The 18,355-nt window shown below is 44.5% G+C and carries 12 protein-coding genes; 7 read left to right on the top strand and 5 right to left on the bottom strand.

The genetic code is table 11. From position 1 onward, the window contains the following. Positions 1-6 precede the first annotated feature (6 nt). On the top strand, positions 7-918 hold the full coding sequence (gene xerD / locus BROSI_RS10320) for a site-specific tyrosine recombinase XerD (RefSeq protein ID WP_052563714.1): 912 nt from the start codon (positions 7-9) through the stop codon (positions 916-918). 149 nt (positions 919-1,067) lie between these two features. On the opposite strand, the gene BROSI_RS10315 is transcribed toward xerD, so the two are convergent. The 5 genes from BROSI_RS10315 to BROSI_RS10295 all read right to left on the bottom strand — a co-directional run bounded on the left by BROSI_RS10315 (position 1,068) and on the right by BROSI_RS10295 (position 9,969). Further along, positions 1,068-3,290, bottom strand: a complete 2,223-nt coding sequence (locus tag BROSI_RS10315; protein ID WP_052563713.1) for an EAL domain-containing protein — start codon at positions 3,288-3,290, stop codon at positions 1,068-1,070. Beyond that, positions 3,291-3,773, bottom strand: coding sequence for a response regulator (locus tag BROSI_RS10310; protein WP_052563711.1), 483 nt, complete (start codon positions 3,771-3,773; stop codon positions 3,291-3,293). It lies immediately after the preceding gene. 42 nt (positions 3,774-3,815) lie between these two features. Beyond that, positions 3,816-6,908 (bottom strand): PAS domain S-box protein, encoded by a 3,093-nt coding sequence (locus tag BROSI_RS20795; RefSeq protein ID WP_052563710.1) that lies wholly within the window; start codon positions 6,906-6,908, stop codon positions 3,816-3,818. Positions 6,909-7,094: 186 nt separating this feature from the next. Then, the gene (locus BROSI_RS10300) at positions 7,095-8,648 is read right to left on the bottom strand and encodes a tetratricopeptide repeat protein (protein ID WP_052563708.1); all 1,554 of its coding nucleotides are present in this window, start codon (positions 8,646-8,648) and stop codon (positions 7,095-7,097) included. 1 nt (position 8,649) lies between these two features. Next, on the bottom strand, positions 8,650-9,969 hold the full coding sequence (locus tag BROSI_RS10295; protein ID WP_052563707.1) for an ammonium transporter: 1,320 nt from the start codon (positions 9,967-9,969) through the stop codon (positions 8,650-8,652). Positions 9,970-10,535: 566 nt separating this feature from the next. Between BROSI_RS10295 and BROSI_RS10290 the strand changes: the two genes are divergently transcribed. The 6 genes from BROSI_RS10290 (at position 10,536) to BROSI_RS10265 (ending at position 18,140) form a co-directional block, all read left to right on the top strand. Beyond that, positions 10,536-11,042, top strand: a complete 507-nt coding sequence (locus BROSI_RS10290; RefSeq protein WP_052565778.1) for a QcrA and Rieske domain-containing protein — start codon at positions 10,536-10,538, stop codon at positions 11,040-11,042. 245 nt (positions 11,043-11,287) lie between these two features. Beyond that, complete coding sequence (locus BROSI_RS10280) at positions 11,288-12,070, top strand: cytochrome b N-terminal domain-containing protein (protein ID WP_052565776.1); 783 nt, start codon at positions 11,288-11,290, stop codon at positions 12,068-12,070. Positions 12,071-12,190: 120 nt separating this feature from the next. Continuing rightward, entirely contained in the window at positions 12,191-12,343 is a 153-nt protein-coding gene (locus tag BROSI_RS20300) for a hypothetical protein (protein ID WP_164468392.1), read from the top strand. 6 nt (positions 12,344-12,349) lie between these two features. After that, complete coding sequence (locus BROSI_RS10275) at positions 12,350-14,056, top strand: FAD-dependent oxidoreductase (RefSeq protein ID WP_052563703.1); 1,707 nt, start codon at positions 12,350-12,352, stop codon at positions 14,054-14,056. Between the two features lie 202 nt (positions 14,057-14,258). After that, a complete protein-coding gene (locus BROSI_RS10270) occupies positions 14,259-15,101 on the top strand; it encodes a cytochrome C (protein ID WP_082059157.1) in 843 nt (280 codons plus the stop codon). Between the two features lie 174 nt (positions 15,102-15,275). After that, positions 15,276-18,140: a c-type cytochrome gene (locus BROSI_RS10265; RefSeq protein WP_157842478.1), complete on the top strand. Its 2,865-nt coding sequence runs from the start codon at positions 15,276-15,278 to the stop codon at positions 18,138-18,140. The last annotated feature ends 215 nt before the right edge of the window (positions 18,141-18,355 follow it).

Below are 18,355 nucleotides of genomic sequence, written 5' to 3'. Positions count from 1 at the left end.
TTAACGATGAATGAATCAAAAATCAACAAATTGGACGAATTTATTGAGTCTTTTATAAACTACCTCCTTGTTGAATGCGGTTTATCCAAAAATACTATCCTCGGTTACAGCCACGACCTGCAGATATTTACCACCTTCCTGCTCTCGAAAAACATAGCAGACTTTGACGGCGTCCGTCCCGATACGATTACCAGCTTCATTATTTCTGAAAAAAAACGAGGACTCTCCATCAACTCCATCACCCGCTGCATTGTGGCCATCCGTATGTTATACAAATTTTTCCTCTCAGAGGGAAGATTGCAGATGAACCCCTTTACGGTGATCGATTCACCAAAGCTCTGGAAGAGATTGCCAGAAGTGATCCCCGTCCATAAGATCGACGATCTGCTTTCAGTCCCCGATACAAAAACGAAATTAGGGATGAGAAACAAGGCCATTCTTGAACTTATGTATGCTACCGGCGCGAGGGTGTCAGAGGTCGTTGCAATTCAGATGGACTGGATTAACCTCGAATACAGTTATGTGAAGTGCAGGGGCAAAGGCTCAAAGGAGCGCATCGTACCCCTTGGGACAAAGGCGATTGAGGCCATTCAAACGTATGTAAAGATCTCCAGGCCAAAGATAAAAAACAGCCAGGAGAGCACTCATTTATTTCTTTCAAAGACCGGAAAGCCCCTTCGAAGGGAGAATGTATGGGTCATTGTAAAAAATTGTGCTTTAAAAGCTGGCATCCACGGGCACATCTCCCCACACAAGCTGAGACACTCATTTGCCACTCATTTGCTGGAAAATGGCGCCGATCTTCGTTCAGTACAAGAAATGCTGGGACATGTTAACGTCTCCACCACCCAAATCTATACCCACGTTAGCAAACATCACCTTAAAGCCATCCATCGGCAGTACCATCCGCGCTCTTAACGTTGTAAGGTAAAAGAGAAAAGGAAAAAGAAAAGACAGTGGTTCAGGAAGGTAAAAAGACAAAGAAAAGATGAAAGACTTCTTTAGAACAAAACTCCCGGATCAGCTCAAGGAGCAAAAGAAATGGGAAATACCAGCGCAACCTTCTCTTACCACAAGCCACACAACTGTTTATCCTGCATCGGTATTTTCCCAAACTCTTCAGCTGGCAAAGGCTTGCAGAACAAATATCCCTGCATCTCGTCACATTGTCTTTGCTTAAGAAAGATGAGCTGTTCTTCCGTCTCAACTCCTTCGGCAACAACCTTAAATTTCAGACTTTGCGCCAGGGCAATTACTGACTCCACAATCACCTTGTCATTTTGGTCGGTCACAATACCGTTCACGAAATGCTGGCTAATTTTGAGCTTCTTGACAGGAAATTTCTTGAGATAATACAAAGAAGAAAAGCCCGTGCCAAAATCATCGATGGCGATTTGAACGCCCAGATCGCTCAACTTGCTCAATTTATGAATAGTAGCTTCTATATCTTGCATAGCAATACTCTCGGTGATTTCCAAACCCAGAAAATGCGGGTCCAGACCGGTTTTTTGCAGCGCCGACATAACGGTCTCCACCAGATTAGGCTGTTGGAATGTATGCGCTGAAAGGTTCACCGCTATGCACAGAGGTTGAAATCCTGCATCCTGCCAGGCCTTGCATTGTACACAGACGGTATATAACACCAATTCATCGATGAAAACGATCAGCCTGGTATTTTCTGACAAGGAGAGAAATTCTTCGGGATTAATCAGACCCCGATCAGGGTGTCGCCAACGCACAAGGGCTTCCATACCAACGATCTGACCGGTGCCAATATTCACCAGCGGCTGGTAGTATACTACAAATTCCCCACGGTCCAGCGCACGGCGGAGATTTCTTTCCATAATCATCTTTTCAAAGGATGCAGACTGCATGGCTTCGGTATAGAATTGATAATTATTTCTCCCCTGTTCCTTGGCATGATACATGGCGGTATCTGCATTCTTCAGCAGAGTTTCTGCATCTTTGCCATCATTGGGATATATGGCAATCCCAATGCTCGTAGTCATGTAGAGTTCGTGTCCCCTGATCATCAAAGGCTGCTGGATAGCATCGAGGATCTTTCTGGCAATACTACTCACATCTTCCGCTTCATTAATTCCTAACAATAACAGGATAAATTCATCGCCCGCAAAGCGGGCAACGGTATCTTCTTCTCGTATACATCTTTTCAGTCTGTTAGCGATTTCATGGAGCAACATATCCCCCACACTATGCCCAAGCGTATCATTTATGCTTTTGAATCTGTCCAGATCCAGAAACATCACGGCCAGTGTCTCAGTCGTACGATATGCATGTGCCAACGACAGTGTCAGACGATCGTTAAATAATACCCGATTGGGTAATGAGGTAAGAGAGTCGTGAAAAGCCATATGTTTGATCTTTTCCTCTGCCCGCTTGCGCTCTTCGATTTCTATCCGCAATTCTTCGTTTACCTTCACCAGGGCCGCAGTTCGCTCTGCCACATGTCGTTCCAGAGACTCGTTCAGCAATCGTAGTTCTTCCTCGAGTCGTTTGCGCTCGGTAATGTCCTGAACTATTCCATTCATCTGAATCGCCCTGCCGGTATTATCAAACATAACTTCAGCCTGTTCATACACAACATGCACTGCGTCGTCTGGCAAAACTATGCGATGGTCAATATGGTAAGGTTTTCGTTCATGGAGAATATCATGAAAAAATTTCTCTACAAATTCTCTATCATCATTATGAACAGCATTCAGAAACATCTCAAATGTCGGACAAAATGACTGTGGGGCGAAACCAAAGATGCGGTAGACTTCATCAGACCAATGCAATTCATTTTTCACTATGTCCCATTCCCAATTTCCCAGATGGGCAATTCGTTGAGCGTTGGCAAGGCTGGCTTCACTTTTCCGTAACAATTCCTCCGCCCACTTGCACTTCCGTCGTTCCTCCACCTCAATCAATTCCCGCTCAATAGCCGGAACCAGCCGCGTCAGATTATCCTTCATAATATAATCATGAGCGCCAGCCTTCATAGATGAAACTGCGATATCCTCCCCAATAGAGCCTGACACAATAATAAAAGGGATATCGAGTCCACTCAATTTCAACTGTGTTAATGCCCCAATTGCGCTAAAGAACGGCATGTAGTGATCTGCAAGGACAATGTCCCATTTCTGTTTTTCGAGCATCATCTTCATAGCTGAGGCAGTTTCAACCCGTTCAAATGCCGGCTCATAGCCTCCGTGTCGCAGTTCACGAAGCATCAATTCAACGTCGTCCATCGAATCATCTACAATTAATACACGAAGTGGTTTTTTCATTTAATGCCTTCCACCTCTGTTACCCGGAGATTTGTTCAGGAGAAGCCAATAAATTCCCAGTCGTCCCACAGCCTCGGAGAATTGGGTAAAATCCACCGGTTTTTGAATGTAACTGTTAGCGCCGAGCTTGTAACCGTTTATCAGGTCCCGCTCTTCGTTCGACGAAGTAAGAATAACTACGGGAAGGTATTTTGTCCTTTCATCAGCACGCAGGTGGTGTAACACCTCCAGACCATCCACTTTCGGCAGTTTCAAATCCAGCAAGACGACTTCCGGCAAGTTACTCATATCACGTCCGGCATGCTTACCCCTGCAGAAGAGATAGTCCAGCGCTTCGACTCCATCACTTGCCACCACTACCTCATTCACAATATTGTGCTTCCTGAATGCACGCAGTGTCAGTTCTACGTCGTCTGGATTATCTTCTACAAGCAAGATAACTTTGGATTGCGCATTTGAGGTTATCGATTGTTGATTTATCATACTTATACAAAATTGTAAATTATTGTTCTCAAATTTGCAATCTCAAATCGTAAAGTAAAACGTTGCCCCCTGATCCACAGCGCCCTCAGCCCAAATCTGCCCGCCGTGGCGATGGATAATGCGCTGCACCGTAGCCAGCCCAATGCCCGTGCCCTCAAATTCAGTCGCTGAGTGCAGTCGCTGAAATGCGCCAAATAATTTATTGACGAAGGCCATATCGAATCCGGCGCCATTATCACGCACAAAATACACCGTTTTTCCTTCGTGTTGCATCACACCAAGTTCTATCCTTGCCCGTGGACGCTTTCTGGTAAACTTCCATGCATTGCTAAGTAAGTTCTTAAGCGCTATCTGTAATAATCGCGGGTCACCGTTGACGATTAGTTTTTCAGCAATAACAAAGTCCGCCTGACGTCCCGGTTCTGTCTCCAGGAGTTCCGACATGATCTTCTTCGCCAGCGCACTCAGGTCAACTTTTTTACAGCTCATTTCGCTGCGGGTTATACGGGAAAGGTTTAACAGGTCGTCGATAAGTTGCCCCATATAGTTGCTGGCCGCGCACACACGCCGGAGGTAGTTTTTCCCCTGTGCATCCAGCTTGTCAGAGTAGTCTTCCATCAGCGCCTTGCTGAAACCATCGATGCCCCGCAATGGCGCGCGCAAGTCATGCGATACAGAATAGCAGAACGCTTCCAACTCTTTGTTGGCGGCAGCAAGCCGATTCGTAAGAAATTCAAGGTGATCGCGTTGTTTCCTCAATGCTTCCTCTGTTCGCTTGCGCTCGGTGATATCTTCCTTGATCGCAACAAAATGGGTAATGGCGCCCGCAGGATTTCTGATAGGTGAAATGGATGCGTACTCCCAATAAAGCTCGCCATTTTTTTTCTTGTTATGAAATTCTCCTTCCCATTCTCCGCCGGCGGTAATAGTATCCCATAAATATTTATATTCTTCGGATGGTTTCTCGCCGGATTTTAAGACACGGGGATTTTGTCCGATTACCTCCTCTGGCGCGTAACCCGTTATCCGGACGAATTTGGGATTTACGTATTCGATGTTACCTTCTCTGTCGGTAATCACAATCGAGCATGAGCTTTGTTCGACAGCGTTGAACAACTTGCGAAGTTCTTCTTCTGCCCGCTTGCGCTCGGTGATTTCAACCTTGAGTTCGTTGTTTGCCTTTACCAGCGCCGCTGTTCGCTCAGCTATACGTTGTTCCAAAGTGTCGTTGAGCACCTTCAGCGCTTCTTCTATCCGCTTGCGCTCGGTAATGTCCTGAACCGTTCCATTCATCTGAATCGCTTTACCGGTATTATCAAAGATAACTTCGGCCTGTTCATAGACAATGCGAACTGAGCCATCCGGCAAAACTATCCGATGATCGATGCTGTAAGGCTTTTTTTCATATAAAGCCCCATTGACGGATTTTTTCACAAACCCCCTGTCATCGGGATGAACAAAATTCAGGAATGCCTCATATGTTGCTCCAAATGACCGTGGAGTTAAACCAAAGATACGATAAATTTCATCCGACCAGCGCAATTCATTTCTTGTTATATCCCATTCCCAATTTCCCAGGCGGGCAATTCGCTGTGCATTGGCAAGACCGGCCTCGCTCTTCCGCAATGCCTCCTCTGCCCGTTTGCGGTCAGTAATATCCCGAAAGATCCCCATGAGATAGGTTTTTCCCTCAAAAGTTACGAGAGAAGTGTTAATATCGGCATAAAAAACACTGCCGTCCTTTCTTTTCACAGGAATATCTTTAGCCAGGGCAATTTCACCCTTTGCCTGTTTTTCAAATTGTTCTGTGATAAAGGGCAGGTCTTCCTTTGGGTGAATATCCACGATTCCTAAATTTTTCATTTCTTCGGCAGGATAACCAATCATTTGACAAATCGCTTTATTGCCTGTATAGAATCTTTTGGTTTCTGTATCGGCGATCAGTATGCCATCAGTTGCACCGTCGAAAATAGTTCTAAATCTTTGTTCGGATTCCCTCAACACCTCCTCAACACGCTTGTGACCAGTGATTTCCCTCTTGAGTTCCTCAGCCATAGCATTAAAACTCCTGGCAAGGATGCCAATCTCGTCCCTGCGGGTTACCTTTACCCTATAATCCAGGTCTCCGCCTGAAAATCTCTCCGATGCATCCTTTAAATCCTTGATGGGACTTGACGTTGAAACCGCAAAGGAAATTCCTAAACCGGTAACAGCTACAGCGCTCACTACGCCAAAAAACAACGCAATAAGACCCAATCTCTTTAATGGTGCAAAGGACTCTGCCTTATCCATTTCAGCCAAAATTGTCCAGCCATATTTGGGTAAATATATTGAGGCGCCAACAACTGCCTTTCCTCTGTAATCCCGGTAGACACCAACCGTCTCTCTACCCTCTTCGATGAACTTACGGACTGGTTCTGTGTCCACTATTTGCCTGGAAACTGCGTCGTTGAAAAACCTTGACTGGGTAAGCATTAACTTATCTTTACCCACCAGATATATTTCACCAGTCTCTCCCATTCCGACACGGTTCGCTGTAATCTCATTGAGGGTTAAAAGGGAATAGGCATTGATAACCACGCCAAGTGTTTCAACCCCAACCATAATTGGGGCTGAGACAAATATGCACTGTGCATCCAGGCCGGAGAAGTAATGTAGCTGCCCAACGTACGTTTCACCGTAACTCTTCCGTATGCCTTGCATAAATACATCCTGGCTGGAAAAGTCCTTGCCAATTAATCTCTCATCGTTGGATGAGACCACTGTACCGTTCTTATCCACAAGGGCCACTGCCATAAGATGTCGGTTGAGCGGCAGTTTCTTCTTTGAAAGGTATTTATTTAAGCGAACTACCGCATCCTGTTTGGAATTCCCTCCGCGAATGATCATCTCAAAACACCTTCTTATGAACCCATCAGTGCTAAAGTCTGCCGTACGTATCTCAATTTTTTCCATAAGAGACAGGACGTGATGCTCTCTTGATTCTGCAATTGCTCTCAAATCCTCGAGTATCCGATACTTTATGGCGCTCCTGGCGTGGAGGTAATATATCGCTGTGGTTACCGCAATAGGGATAAGCGAGATACAGAGCGCAAAGGTAAGTAATCTGCTCTTCATTGATAAAAAAGGATTCATCGCCAGTGCCCCCTGACCCGAACGATTCGGAAAAGACAAAATCCGAAGCACGAAATTTGTGGATCAACCCTGATAGGGTTAATTTTATTCATAATTTTTGCTAAAAATATTAAAATATTTTGTGTACTTTGTGAAATCTGTGGTTCCAAATGTTTTTGTTGGCATGAGACTTAGCCTTGCTCATTATTACAAAGCAACGCCTGATAGAATATTCAATGCCTTGTTATATTCGTCCAGCGCTTCTTTTATCTTCCCATTTTGCACATACAGGTTTCCCAAATAACGATGGATATTATATGAACCTGGCGTTAATTCAACAGCTTTTTTCAATGCAGCGATTGCCTTCTCACATTCTCCATTTTTTGCATGTAGCCACCCTAAGCATATATAGACATCCGTATAATCGGATTTTATTTCTAAACTATCCGCTACCTCTCTGAGTTTTTGTTCGATAGAAGGCACCCTTCCTTTCATCCAACCATAATTTTTTACCATATCATTTTTTCCCGGGAACTCAATAATCATGTTACACACGGATATCGCTTCATTTAGAAGATCCTGTGAGGCATAGAGAAAAGCCATTAGTGTTCGAATTTCAGCATTCTCAGGCTCTCTGCGAATCGCCCATTCCACCAGGTCCTTCGCTTCTTCGATCAAGTCACATTGCACATAAATCCACCCAAGAAACACATAGGCGTGAACATCATCCGGGTACAGAGAAATAATCTCCCTGCATATTTCAGTCGCTTTATCTGTTTCACCATTTTTACCATATGCGGTCGCTAACAGCCAATATCCCTTTTTACTTCGGGGATATACCCTGATGGCATCTCTTGCCGCAGTTATTGCTTTATCAAACACACCGTCATGAATGCAACGTTCCCCCTCCGTAATAAGCTTCTCAAAGATACAGTCTCTGGTCTTTTTGGCCACACGCAACTCTGTTAAGGCCTCGCCGAACATCCCTTCCCTGGCATAAAAACAACCCAGGTAGACGCGTAATTCCAGCCGGTCAGGTTCAATAGATATCGCCTTCTTCATATCTGCAATGGACAGATCCACCATCCCTTTCTCTGTATGGGCACAGGCCAATTTAATATAGGCCTCCACATAATCTGGTTTTAACCTCAGAACTTCCTCGTATTCATTTATAGCCTGGTCAATTTCAGATATCGTTTCTTTTTCTCCAGCAATGAAATCTCTTTTTCCATAGCCATATTCCAAATTTAATACTTTTTTATACTCGTTTAAGGCGTCACCCAACCTTCCCAGCTGCACATAACATGAACCCAGTACTGCATGAGCGCCAGAAAATCTATCTATCCAACCAATCAAGTCTTCAAAATTTTCAGCAAACTCTTTAACCACAGCAGGAACATCTTTTACCATGGGATAATCAAAGGGTTCTCTTTGCAGATCAGGATTTAGCTGTAAGACCTTTTGGAATTCTTCCACTGTGTCAGGAATTAACCCTTTTTGACTATAGGCCCATCCGAGATATGCATGAACTTCCACGTTATCCGGATAAAGCCCGGCTATTTTTTTCAATCCGGGTATAGCCAGGTCGATTAACCCCTTTTTCGCATACTGTCTGGCCTGTTCGTAACGTGGTCTTTCCCAAATATCAAGGGAAGATTTTTTTTTGCTTAGTTCTTCTGAGGCATGCAAGGAAAAAAATAGCCCTTGTATAACAAGGGCTATGAGGGAAAGAAACGGTATCGATTTTAAGATGGGTACCATACTAATATCCTTTCAAACCACCTGCTGAAACAAATTCCGGATAGGTTGGTGTCATATGCTCAGAAATATCCAGCCCCATAGTCTCATCTTCCTCGCTCACACGGCCAAGACCTACGGCTTTGAGTCCTCCAAAAATAATAATCGAGCACAGACAGGCATAAACAATACAGATGACAAAACCCAGGGCTTGTATACCAATATGGCAACTCACGCCGTGATAGGTCGGGCGTATAAGTCCCATTACACCAGTTGCAATGCCTCCAACAGCCCCGGCGGTGCAATGCACCCCGCACGTGCCAACGGTGTCATCAATCCCTATCTTATCCAGTGACTTTACCACCAGCGGTATAATCCCCCCACTGATTACACCCACCACAATGGCAAAACCAGGGTGGGTAAAGCCAACACCCGCACAGATAGACACCATGCCGGCTATTGCCCCATTTCCTGTGGTAAGCGGGTCTGGTTTTTTGTTAACCAGCCATCCGCCAAACATCGCTCCAAGGATACCACCAGCCATGCTCATTGTAACATTGACCGTTGTCGTGGGTAAATCAGAAACGAGGACATCGATCATCTTCCGCGCTGTTACCGTGCTGGTTGGCTCACATAACGACCCCAACAGTACCGACCCTACATTAAACCCATAAAAACATACACACAATATAAATACGCCGAGCATCATTTGTGAAACATTGTGCCCGGGGATGGTGTAACATTCCCCTCGACCAAACTCAAACAGCCATGTCTTTTTACTCATACGGGCGTATTTCTCAAGCCTCGGACCAACAATCATTGCAGCGATAAGGGCCGTCAGGCCGCCCTGAAAATGGACAACTACGGAACCTGCATAATCCACATAACCCCATCTTAACAACGGCCCTGCCGACCAAGCCATCCATCCAAAAAACGGATACATGAACCCGCAATAGAGAACCACGTAGATAAGATATGCCTTAAAACTGAATCTCTCCGCTATGGAACCCGATGCAATGGAGCATGAAACAAGGCAAAAACCCCACATGGTAAACCAATGCCCATATACATTCAATTTGTCCACACTTCCCGGATCGGTTACCCCCAGAAGGCAATAGTTCCAATTGCCGGAAAAAATGGCAAATCCGAACAGCCACCAAACCAGTGTGCCTAAACCGATGTTTGCGCAGACCTTCATATAGACATGGGTGGCATTTTTCGAGCGAACCTGCCCGCTCTCGAGAAAAGCAAAGCCTGCCTGCATAAAAAAGACTAATACCCCAGTGATGATTAACCACAACATATAAACAATAAGAATAATATCTCTTGCTAATATATCCACCATCGGGTGTTCTCCTTCCTCCAAGCACATCGGATTGCAGATGTATTGAATTTCCAAAAGGACTTTTGTGTTTCAATATACTACCAGCATTCAATAAATAATCAATAGAATATTAGACAGCATTTTTCGTCCACATAATTTATTTGTATAGGAATTTTCTTTTTATGTATGCGGATTTTTAGGGTGGCATCGACTTCGTCGTGAGCGCCCAGTCGAACGACAAACTCGTTTGTCCGTGCTTTGCTTTTTGCTTGTTCCCAAACTCTGTTTGGGAACACGATGATCAAGAAACTCTGTTTCGTGTGAGTGTGGTATGCAAAATTCAGGTATAGGTATGGTTTTCCTCGAAACGAAGTTTCTCAGCCAGATGCGTTCCCAAACAGAGTTTGGGAACGAGTATTGTGTAACTTGAAAGTTCTTGTACCATTTCGAGGAATTCGTTTTTTATTTAATTGAAATGCAGGCAAAATACAGGTAACATAAAAAAAGTTTTGAATTCTTCGTTTTTCTTCTCAAGATCCTTTACACTTTGCACGCATCTGCATCATACACGGAAATCCATCGGTGTCATGGTAGAGGCAACAAAAAATTTAGAAACTACAATAAATCGCCGGAGATTCCTGTACTTCACGGGATGGGGTTTTATTGGGATGTTTCTCATTACACTGCTTGGCGGCGTTGTCAGGTTCTTCTTTCCAAGGACTATTATTGAACCGCCAACAAGATATAAGATCGGATATCCTTCCCAATATACCCAGGGAGTAAGCGAAAGGTTCAAAAAACTGTTCCGGATATGGATCGTCAGAGAAGCCAACAGCCTCTATGTAATCGAGGCAAAATGTACCCATCTGGGTTGCACTCCTAACTGGCTTGCATCAGAGGGCAAATTTAAGTGCCCTTGTCATGGAAGCGGGTTCACACCCGATGGAATAAACATTGAAGGCCCTGCCCCGAGACCCATGGAAAGATTTAAGGTTGCGTTGGATACTGACGGACAAATCATTGTTGATGCGGGAATACGATTCAGGGGAGAACGCGGCGAATGGGACAAGCCTGGGGCATTTTTAAAGGTATAAATGAAGAATCTGATGGATGGCTTCCCCTTCATCTCCTTCTTGTGAAAGCGACGTCATTAAATACAAATTTTCCTGACTGGAGTCCACCCCCTTCGCCCCCGCCAGCGGGGGACAATTGGTTGTCTCCCTCAGTGAGGGGGATTACGGGGGAGGAAATTTTTGTTTGAATTTCCTTATCATTAAATTAAGCAACTACAAATATGGTTAATAAACCCAAAGAAAATTTATTGGCAAGATACAAAACCATGCTGAAAGAAAGAGGGTTATTCGGCATGCTCAGGTACGTAACGGTTAACTCGCAGGCATGGAAGTCTGTCTTCAGGCATACCTTTGCCGACACGCCGAAGAATCGCATGCTCAAGATCGTTTCAAACGTTTTTATGCACTTACATCCTGCCAAGGTAAAAAGACATGCGCCCCAGTTAAAATTTACCTGGTGTATGGGAGGCATCAGTTTCTTCCTCTTCCTGGTACTCACGGGTACCGGCGTATTATTGATGTTTTATTACCGCCCCACGGTGCATGATGCCTACTGGGATATAAAAGACCTGGAATATCAGGTACCCTTCGGGGCGATCTTGAGAAATCTGCACCGATGGAGCGCCCACTTGATGGTCATAACCGTATGGTTCCATATGTTCCGCGTATTTGCAACGGGTTCTTATAAACCGCCGAGAGAATTTAACTGGTGTGTGGGTGTCGTTCTGCTGGTGCTTACCCTCCTTCTCAGTTTTACCGGTTATCTGCTTACCTGGGACCAATTGGGATTCTGGGCCGTAACGGTTGGTACGAATATGGCTCGCTCAACACCCTTACTCGGACATGAAGGACCTTTTGGAGAACAACTCGGGATGACGGCGCACAATGACATACGATTCGCACTTTTGGGTGGTTCACTGGTGGGCGGAAATGCCCTATTAAGGGCATACGTATGGCATTGTATCGGACTACCTCTTATTATCAGTGTATTTATGATGGTCCACTTCTGGAGGATCCGCAAGGATGGTGGCATTTCCGGGCCGCTTTAAAGATTTATTGATTGAAAATTTCAATACGTGTTTTGTTCTTCTCAATTCACCCGTATTAAACATTTAGATGATTCGAATGTAGAGCGACGAGGCTCGTCGCTCTACAAATAGAATTTAACCATGGAAAATATTTGGGCAATTATAACGAAACCTGATAACATCCCCATTGTTGGGTTGATAATCCTGCTCTTGTTCTTTACATGGATCACCTTTCAGCAGGCGTTTGAAAACGATAAACGGATAGAACAAAAAAGGCATCAAAAAGGAGAATAGTGTTCCGTGGACTACAAAATAGTCAAGGCCGATGACCACTGGTTCAGGGAAAATATCAATTGCCAGTATGCATGCCCTGTCAACACACCAGCCATGAATTATATAGAACGCATCGTTTCCGGAGACTTCGATGCCTCGTTGCGCCTGAATTTCATGGCAAACCTTTTTCCACATATCCTCGGCAGGGTATGCACTCATCCTTGTGAAACTGCATGTCGGCGCGGGGCAATTGATAAACCCATTTCAATATGCGCTCTGAAAAGGAGCGCGGCAGAATTCGCCTCTAAAAAGTCTCCGGTAAAACCGATGCACAAGGAAAAAACGGGAAGGCGCGTTGCAATAATAGGTTCTGGCCCATCAGGTCTTGCAGCAGCACACGATTTGGCTTTCAAGGGACACGATATCGTCATTTACGAAGCGCTCCCACTTGCTGGTGGCATGTTAAGCGTGGGTATCCCGCCTTACCGATTGCCACGCGATAAGATAGAGGATGCCGTGAACTGGATAAAGGAACTCGGTGTCGATATTCGTTTAAACAACCCTATAGACACACCCAATAAGTTTGATACATTATTAAAGGAATATAACGTCATTTACCTTGCTGCGGGCGCTCATAAATCGCAGTTGCTTGATATCCCGGGCGAAGACCTGGCGGGAGTAATGCACGGCGTTACCTTTACGAAAAATACGAATCTCGGGATAATAAAAGATGTCCCCGGAAAAATAGCAGTTATTGGAGGTGGTTTCACCGCCATAGACTGTGCTCGTTCATCACTGAGGTTGGGCGCAAAAGAGGTTTCTATTGTTTATCGCAGGACTTTAGAAGAAATGCCGGCAGGAGAAACGGAAGTAAGCATGGCAGAGGAAGAAGGTATAAAGATGCACTATCTGACCTCTCCTGTAAAAATAATCGGCGGGCATGACCGAAAGGTGACACATCTCGAATGTATAAAAAACAAACTGGGCGAACCAGACGAAAAAGGCCGCAGACGTCCGATCCCCATAAAAGGAAGCAATTTCATCATACCTGTTGACATGATCATAGCGGCCATTGGTCAATCGCCGGACATCGGATTCCTGTCAGAAAGATTTGGAATAAAAATCAATCACTGGGGAATGCCGGTTATTGACCCCGAAAGTTTTATGACTGCCAGAAAGGGCGTATTTGCAGGAGGCGATTGTGTCACCGGCCCAAGGAATATCATTGAGGTGGTATCAGACGGGAGAAAGGCTGCAAGGTCGATACATACCTTTTTAACAGGGGAAGAAAGAAAAGGATATACCTTTTATTATAAAGATCAAACACCTTCGGAAAGAATGCCCAATTATGAGTCTGTACCCAGGCAATGCCAGGATGCCCTTCCCATGAAAGAAAGGTGGAATCTGAACGCAGAGGCTGAACTGGGGCTTTCAAGGGAAAATACTTTTAAGGAAGCGGAACGCTGTCTGCTCTGTCATTACAACATATTTATTGATGAAAAATGCGTGCTATGCGGCGGTTGTATTGATATTTGTCCCTACGATTGTATCTCCATGGTCTCTCGTGAAAATGTTGAGACTACTGATACCTTACGGGACGAGAGTACTGTTCCTGGCGATTGGGATGCAGTCATGGTTATTGACGAGGAAAAGTGTATCAGGTGCGGGCTGTGCGTTAAGCGTTGCCCGGTAAACGCTATCACGATGAGGCGTTTTGCCTATTCGGAGGAGTAGCACCACAAGCACAAAGGAAAAGATTGCCAACGCAAATAAAATATAAAAAATGAAAATTTAAAAATACGAGTCAAAATGCAAAAATCGTTACGAATGTCCATTAGATTTGTTTCTCAACACTTTTTTACTTTACATCTGTCATTTTTATTTTTTACATTTAATTTTTGATTTTTAATGTTTATTCTGGACCCTATAGTAAAATATGGAAAAGTTAGATAATAGAGCAGAAAACCCAAAAGACAAAGGCAGATACCGGGCGCTCGCCTTCATTAAAGGCCCCACCCTTGCCAAGGAAAAAGATGCAGAAATATCCGAAAGGGAAATACCCACGTGGCCATACCTGGTAAGAAAAGAGTTTCTGGCAGCGATCATTTGTACCATCATCCTCATTGTCTGGTCTATCCTGCTTGATGCACCGCTGGAGGAACTTTCAGATCCTACCATGACCCCGAATCCGGCAAAGGCGCCATGGTATTTTTTGGGGCTCCAGGAAATGCTGGTTTACTTTGATCCATGGATTGCGGGGGTCATTTTTCCCATGCTTATCATCATCGGGCTGATGGCCATACCTTACGTTGATTTTAATCCGAAAGGAAATGGATATTACACCTTTAAGGAACGGAAGTTTGCCATGCTTACCTTCTGCTTTGGATTCCATTTCTTATGGATATTATTGATTATCGTGGGCGTCTTCATGCGTGGGCCGGGCTGGCTCTGGTTCTGGCCCTGGCAGGAATGGGATCCACATCGAATCGTAGCAGAAACCAACTACGATCTCAGTAGTTTCATTGGTATCAATTCCAAATCCTTCCTGGGGTTTGTTCTCGGTGGTGCAGTGGTAATCGGATATTTCTTCATGGGCATGACGCTCCCCTACCGTTTCATGAAGTCAAGGAAAAGCGTAGCATTAGAAAAACTTGGCATTATGAGATATTCCATCGTGGCGTTTCTTTTCTTTTCGATGTTAGCGTTGCCGATAAAGGTATGTTTGAGATTGGTATTCCATGTAAAATATATCTGGGTAACGCCGTGGTTTAATATATAAATTTAACGCTTTTGGCGACTTCGCTGGTTCAATCTTGCAGATTGAACCAGCCTTAAAAGGCTATCTGATATAAAAACCATATAAATAAAATGAAAATTCCTAAACATTAAATAAAGCCTTCAGCAACTTTCCCCCCTGTTTCCCCCGTAAACGCGGGGATTATGGGAGGGGTAATTGAAATTCCTTGTAAACACGAAAACTATGTTAACCAACAAAAATCCACGTTCTACAAAAAAAGAAGAGGGCAAATCTTACCTGATAATCTTTGTCGTGGTTAGTTTCATCCTTGTAGGAGTCACTGCATGGGTGATCGTAAACGAGACCGTTGACAGACGACCATGGAAGAAATACCAGAGACAGTTCTATCGCTTAGAGTACGAAAAAGTTAAGCAAAACTACGAAAAGGAACGGGCAAATTTTGAAAGTCCAGACGTACAGACAAAATATAGAGAAACAAAGAATAATCTGGAACGAGCATGGGAGGAGTTTAAAAAACCATCGATACAAAATGAATACAAGAAATTATCAGAAGAACAAAAGACACTGAATAACGAGTTAGAGACCCAGAAGTTTCAGGCAATAGTTGCCCGAAATGAAAACATGGAGAAGGAATATCTCTATGGAAAGACCCAGAGTGAACAAATCAGGCGCGAGATCGAGGAATCAGAGGAAAAAGGTAAGGAATTTACCGCAAAGATGAAAGATCTGGAAGGTAAGATTGCACCCATAAAAGAAAGATTAAATGATCTCAAACAGGACGTTGATAAATATACGGAAGAGTTAGATGTCTATACCGCTGGTTTAGAACGATACAAGGCGCAATTAAAAACCTTCAGGAAAACTCGCCCAAGTTTGCAAGTATACCAGACATATATGGAAGATTTAAACATCATCGATCGGTGCATGTCGTGTCATGTGGGCATAGACAGGCCAGAAGGCGTGTCTACAGAACAACCGTTCACAACTCATCCTGACCGGAAATTGTATTTGGGCAATCATCCTCCGGAAAGATTCGGTTGTGTGCTCTGTCACGAAGGACAAGCAAGCGCTACATCAAGCGTAAAGAAAGCACATGGCGAGGTTGAATACTGGCTCACACCAATTTATCGTGGAAAGACAGCTCAGGCGTCATGCATACGATGTCATAATGAAGGCAGGGAGGTAAAAGGAGGTGAATCACTCTGGAAGGGCAAAAGGCTGTTTGAAGATCTGGGCTGCCATGGATGCCATGAAACAACAGGCTTTGGCAAGGATAAAAACAGGATGATAGGCCCAAATTTACGAAATATACAGAACAAGGTAAAAGCCGAATGGGTCACGGATTGGATAAAGGCCCCTAAAAAATTCAGACCTACCACGTTAATGCCGGACTTCAAACTCTCAGATGAAGAATCACGTGCCATAGCAGCATATCTCTGGCAACATGCCGATGAGAAAAAAACCACAGACGAAATACCGGTCTTTCACGAAGAACAATTATCACAGGGTGATTTCCTCTTTGAACAGGTCGGCTGTATGGCATGTCACAGTTACAAGAAAGACGCCGAACGGGGATTTGCCCCTAATCTCGCACGGATTGGACAAAAGGTAAACTATGGGTATCTGGTAGAGTGGATCATGAACCCAAAAGGAAAGGATCCCCTTACACGCATGCCAAGTTTCAGGTTGAACCAGGAAAAGGCACATCTCATTGCCATATATTTGATACAGAAAACAAGTGCAGATACCATAACGGAGGCGATGCCGGATGTAAGGTGGCTGGAAGACAAAGAACTCTCACAAGCAGGAGATGCACTGATCAAGAAATACGGTTGTTTTGGCTGTCACGAAATCAAGGACATGGAAGGACTTGGAAAGATAGGGACCGAATTATCAGCTATCGGGTCTAAACCGGTAACCCTCTTTGATTTTGGATTGTTAGAAAAGAAGATCTTAGGCGAGGCGGGGCTTAGGCATTTTACGGAAAATGTGGGAAAGGCAAGGCGGGAGTGGTTACAGGCAAAGTTGCATGACCCAAGACAGTTTGACGAGGGAAAATATAAAAAACCAGAGGATCGCCTGAAAATGCCTGATTTTGGATTAAAAGAAGAAGAGATAGACTCATTAGTTATCTTATTAACCGGACTGAGGGAAGAAAAATTACCGGAAAAGTATATCGCAAGGCTGACTGAAAAAGAACGAGCGATAGCTGAAGGAAAGAGATTCATTGGGAAATACAATTGCATTGGCTGTCATCAGCTTGACCTGGACAGATTGCACCTTGCCGGAGACATCGAGGCGGTGGGAATGATAAAACTGGAAGAGGATGCAGGGGTCTATTTTCAACTCTGGGAGGATAATGAGAAACTAGGGCGTAAGGCCGGCGAGACGGTGTACATAGAAAACCAGCAGATACGGGATAGAAAAGTGGCCTTCGGGGGCGATATTGTACCGGAAATCACAGAGTACCATGTTGAAACTGAGGGGTTAGTACCGGAAGAGGCAAGGGTATTCGCACCACCATTATTATACGGTGAGGGCAAGAAGGTACAGCCCGAATGGTTATTCGAATTTTTGAAAGAACCCTCCGACCTCAGGCCCTGGCTCGACATAAAGATGCCCACATTCAGCTTGCCGGATAATGAGGCTACCGGCCTTGCCAGGTTCTTTGCCGAGGTAGAAAATGAGTCGTACCCGTATGAATATATATTTGAGACAAAAAAGGAATACATAGGCGCAAAAGAAGCCATGCTACCGGGTTACCTCTTAGCAGCAAAGAGACTCTTTGAATCAAAGGACGTCAACTGCATCTTATGCCATGTAAAGGGTGAAAAGATGCCGGAAGGTGATAAAACCGGCTGGGCACCAGACCTCATGCTCGCCAAGAGGAGGCTAAAGCCAGCCTGGATAAAGCGATGGCTCCTCGATCCTCAATCCATCCAACCTGGCACTAAAATGCCCAAATTTTTCAGAGAGGGAGAATTTCAGGATTATATCCCCGGCACACCGGAAGAACAGGCAGAGGTAATGAAGGATTATTTAATGAATCTGTGGGAGTAGTTTTTCGTTGGGTTGAGGCATGTCCCGTACTTGATACGGGAAATAAAACCCAATAATTTAATATGGCCTGTAAGGAAATAATGTAAAATCACAGATCACAAGCGCAAGGTGCGACTTTCTTTTTTACTGTCGTAACGTACAATAGAAAAAGAATATTACGGGTTGATTTTATAAAACATATCGAGTATGTTCATTTCAATCCAGCGGGTAGGGTG

The sequence above is a fragment of the Candidatus Brocadia sinica JPN1 genome (assembly GCF_000949635.1).
Classification (GTDB): Bacteria; Planctomycetota; Brocadiia; order Brocadiales; family Brocadiaceae; genus Brocadia; species Brocadia sinica.
This window is presented reverse-complemented; position numbering and strand designations above follow the sequence as displayed.

Bases quoted from the DNA above. Each gene is read 5' to 3' on its own strand.
- BROSI_RS20300 (WP_164468392.1), top strand. From the start codon at position 12,191: ATGGAAAATATTTGGGCAATTATAACGAAACCTGATAACATCCCCATT.
- BROSI_RS10270 (WP_082059157.1), top strand. From the start codon at position 14,259: ATGGAAAAGTTAGATAATAGAGCAGAAAACCCAAAAGACAAAGGCAGA.
- BROSI_RS10280 (WP_052565776.1), top strand. From the start codon at position 11,288: ATGCTGAAAGAAAGAGGGTTATTCGGCATGCTCAGGTACGTAACGGTT.
- BROSI_RS10310 (WP_052563711.1), bottom strand. From the start codon at position 3,773: ATGATAAATCAACAATCGATAACCTCAAATGCGCAATCCAAAGTTATC.
- BROSI_RS10300 (WP_052563708.1), bottom strand. From the start codon at position 8,648: ATGGTACCCATCTTAAAATCGATACCGTTTCTTTCCCTCATAGCCCTT.
- BROSI_RS20795 (WP_052563710.1), bottom strand. From the start codon at position 6,908: ATGAATCCTTTTTTATCAATGAAGAGCAGATTACTTACCTTTGCGCTC.
- BROSI_RS10290 (WP_052565778.1), top strand. From the start codon at position 10,536: ATGGTAGAGGCAACAAAAAATTTAGAAACTACAATAAATCGCCGGAGA.
- BROSI_RS10295 (WP_052563707.1), bottom strand. From the start codon at position 9,969: ATGGTGGATATATTAGCAAGAGATATTATTCTTATTGTTTATATGTTG.
- BROSI_RS10315 (WP_052563713.1), bottom strand. From the start codon at position 3,290: ATGAAAAAACCACTTCGTGTATTAATTGTAGATGATTCGATGGACGAC.
- xerD (WP_052563714.1), top strand. From the start codon at position 7: ATGAATGAATCAAAAATCAACAAATTGGACGAATTTATTGAGTCTTTT.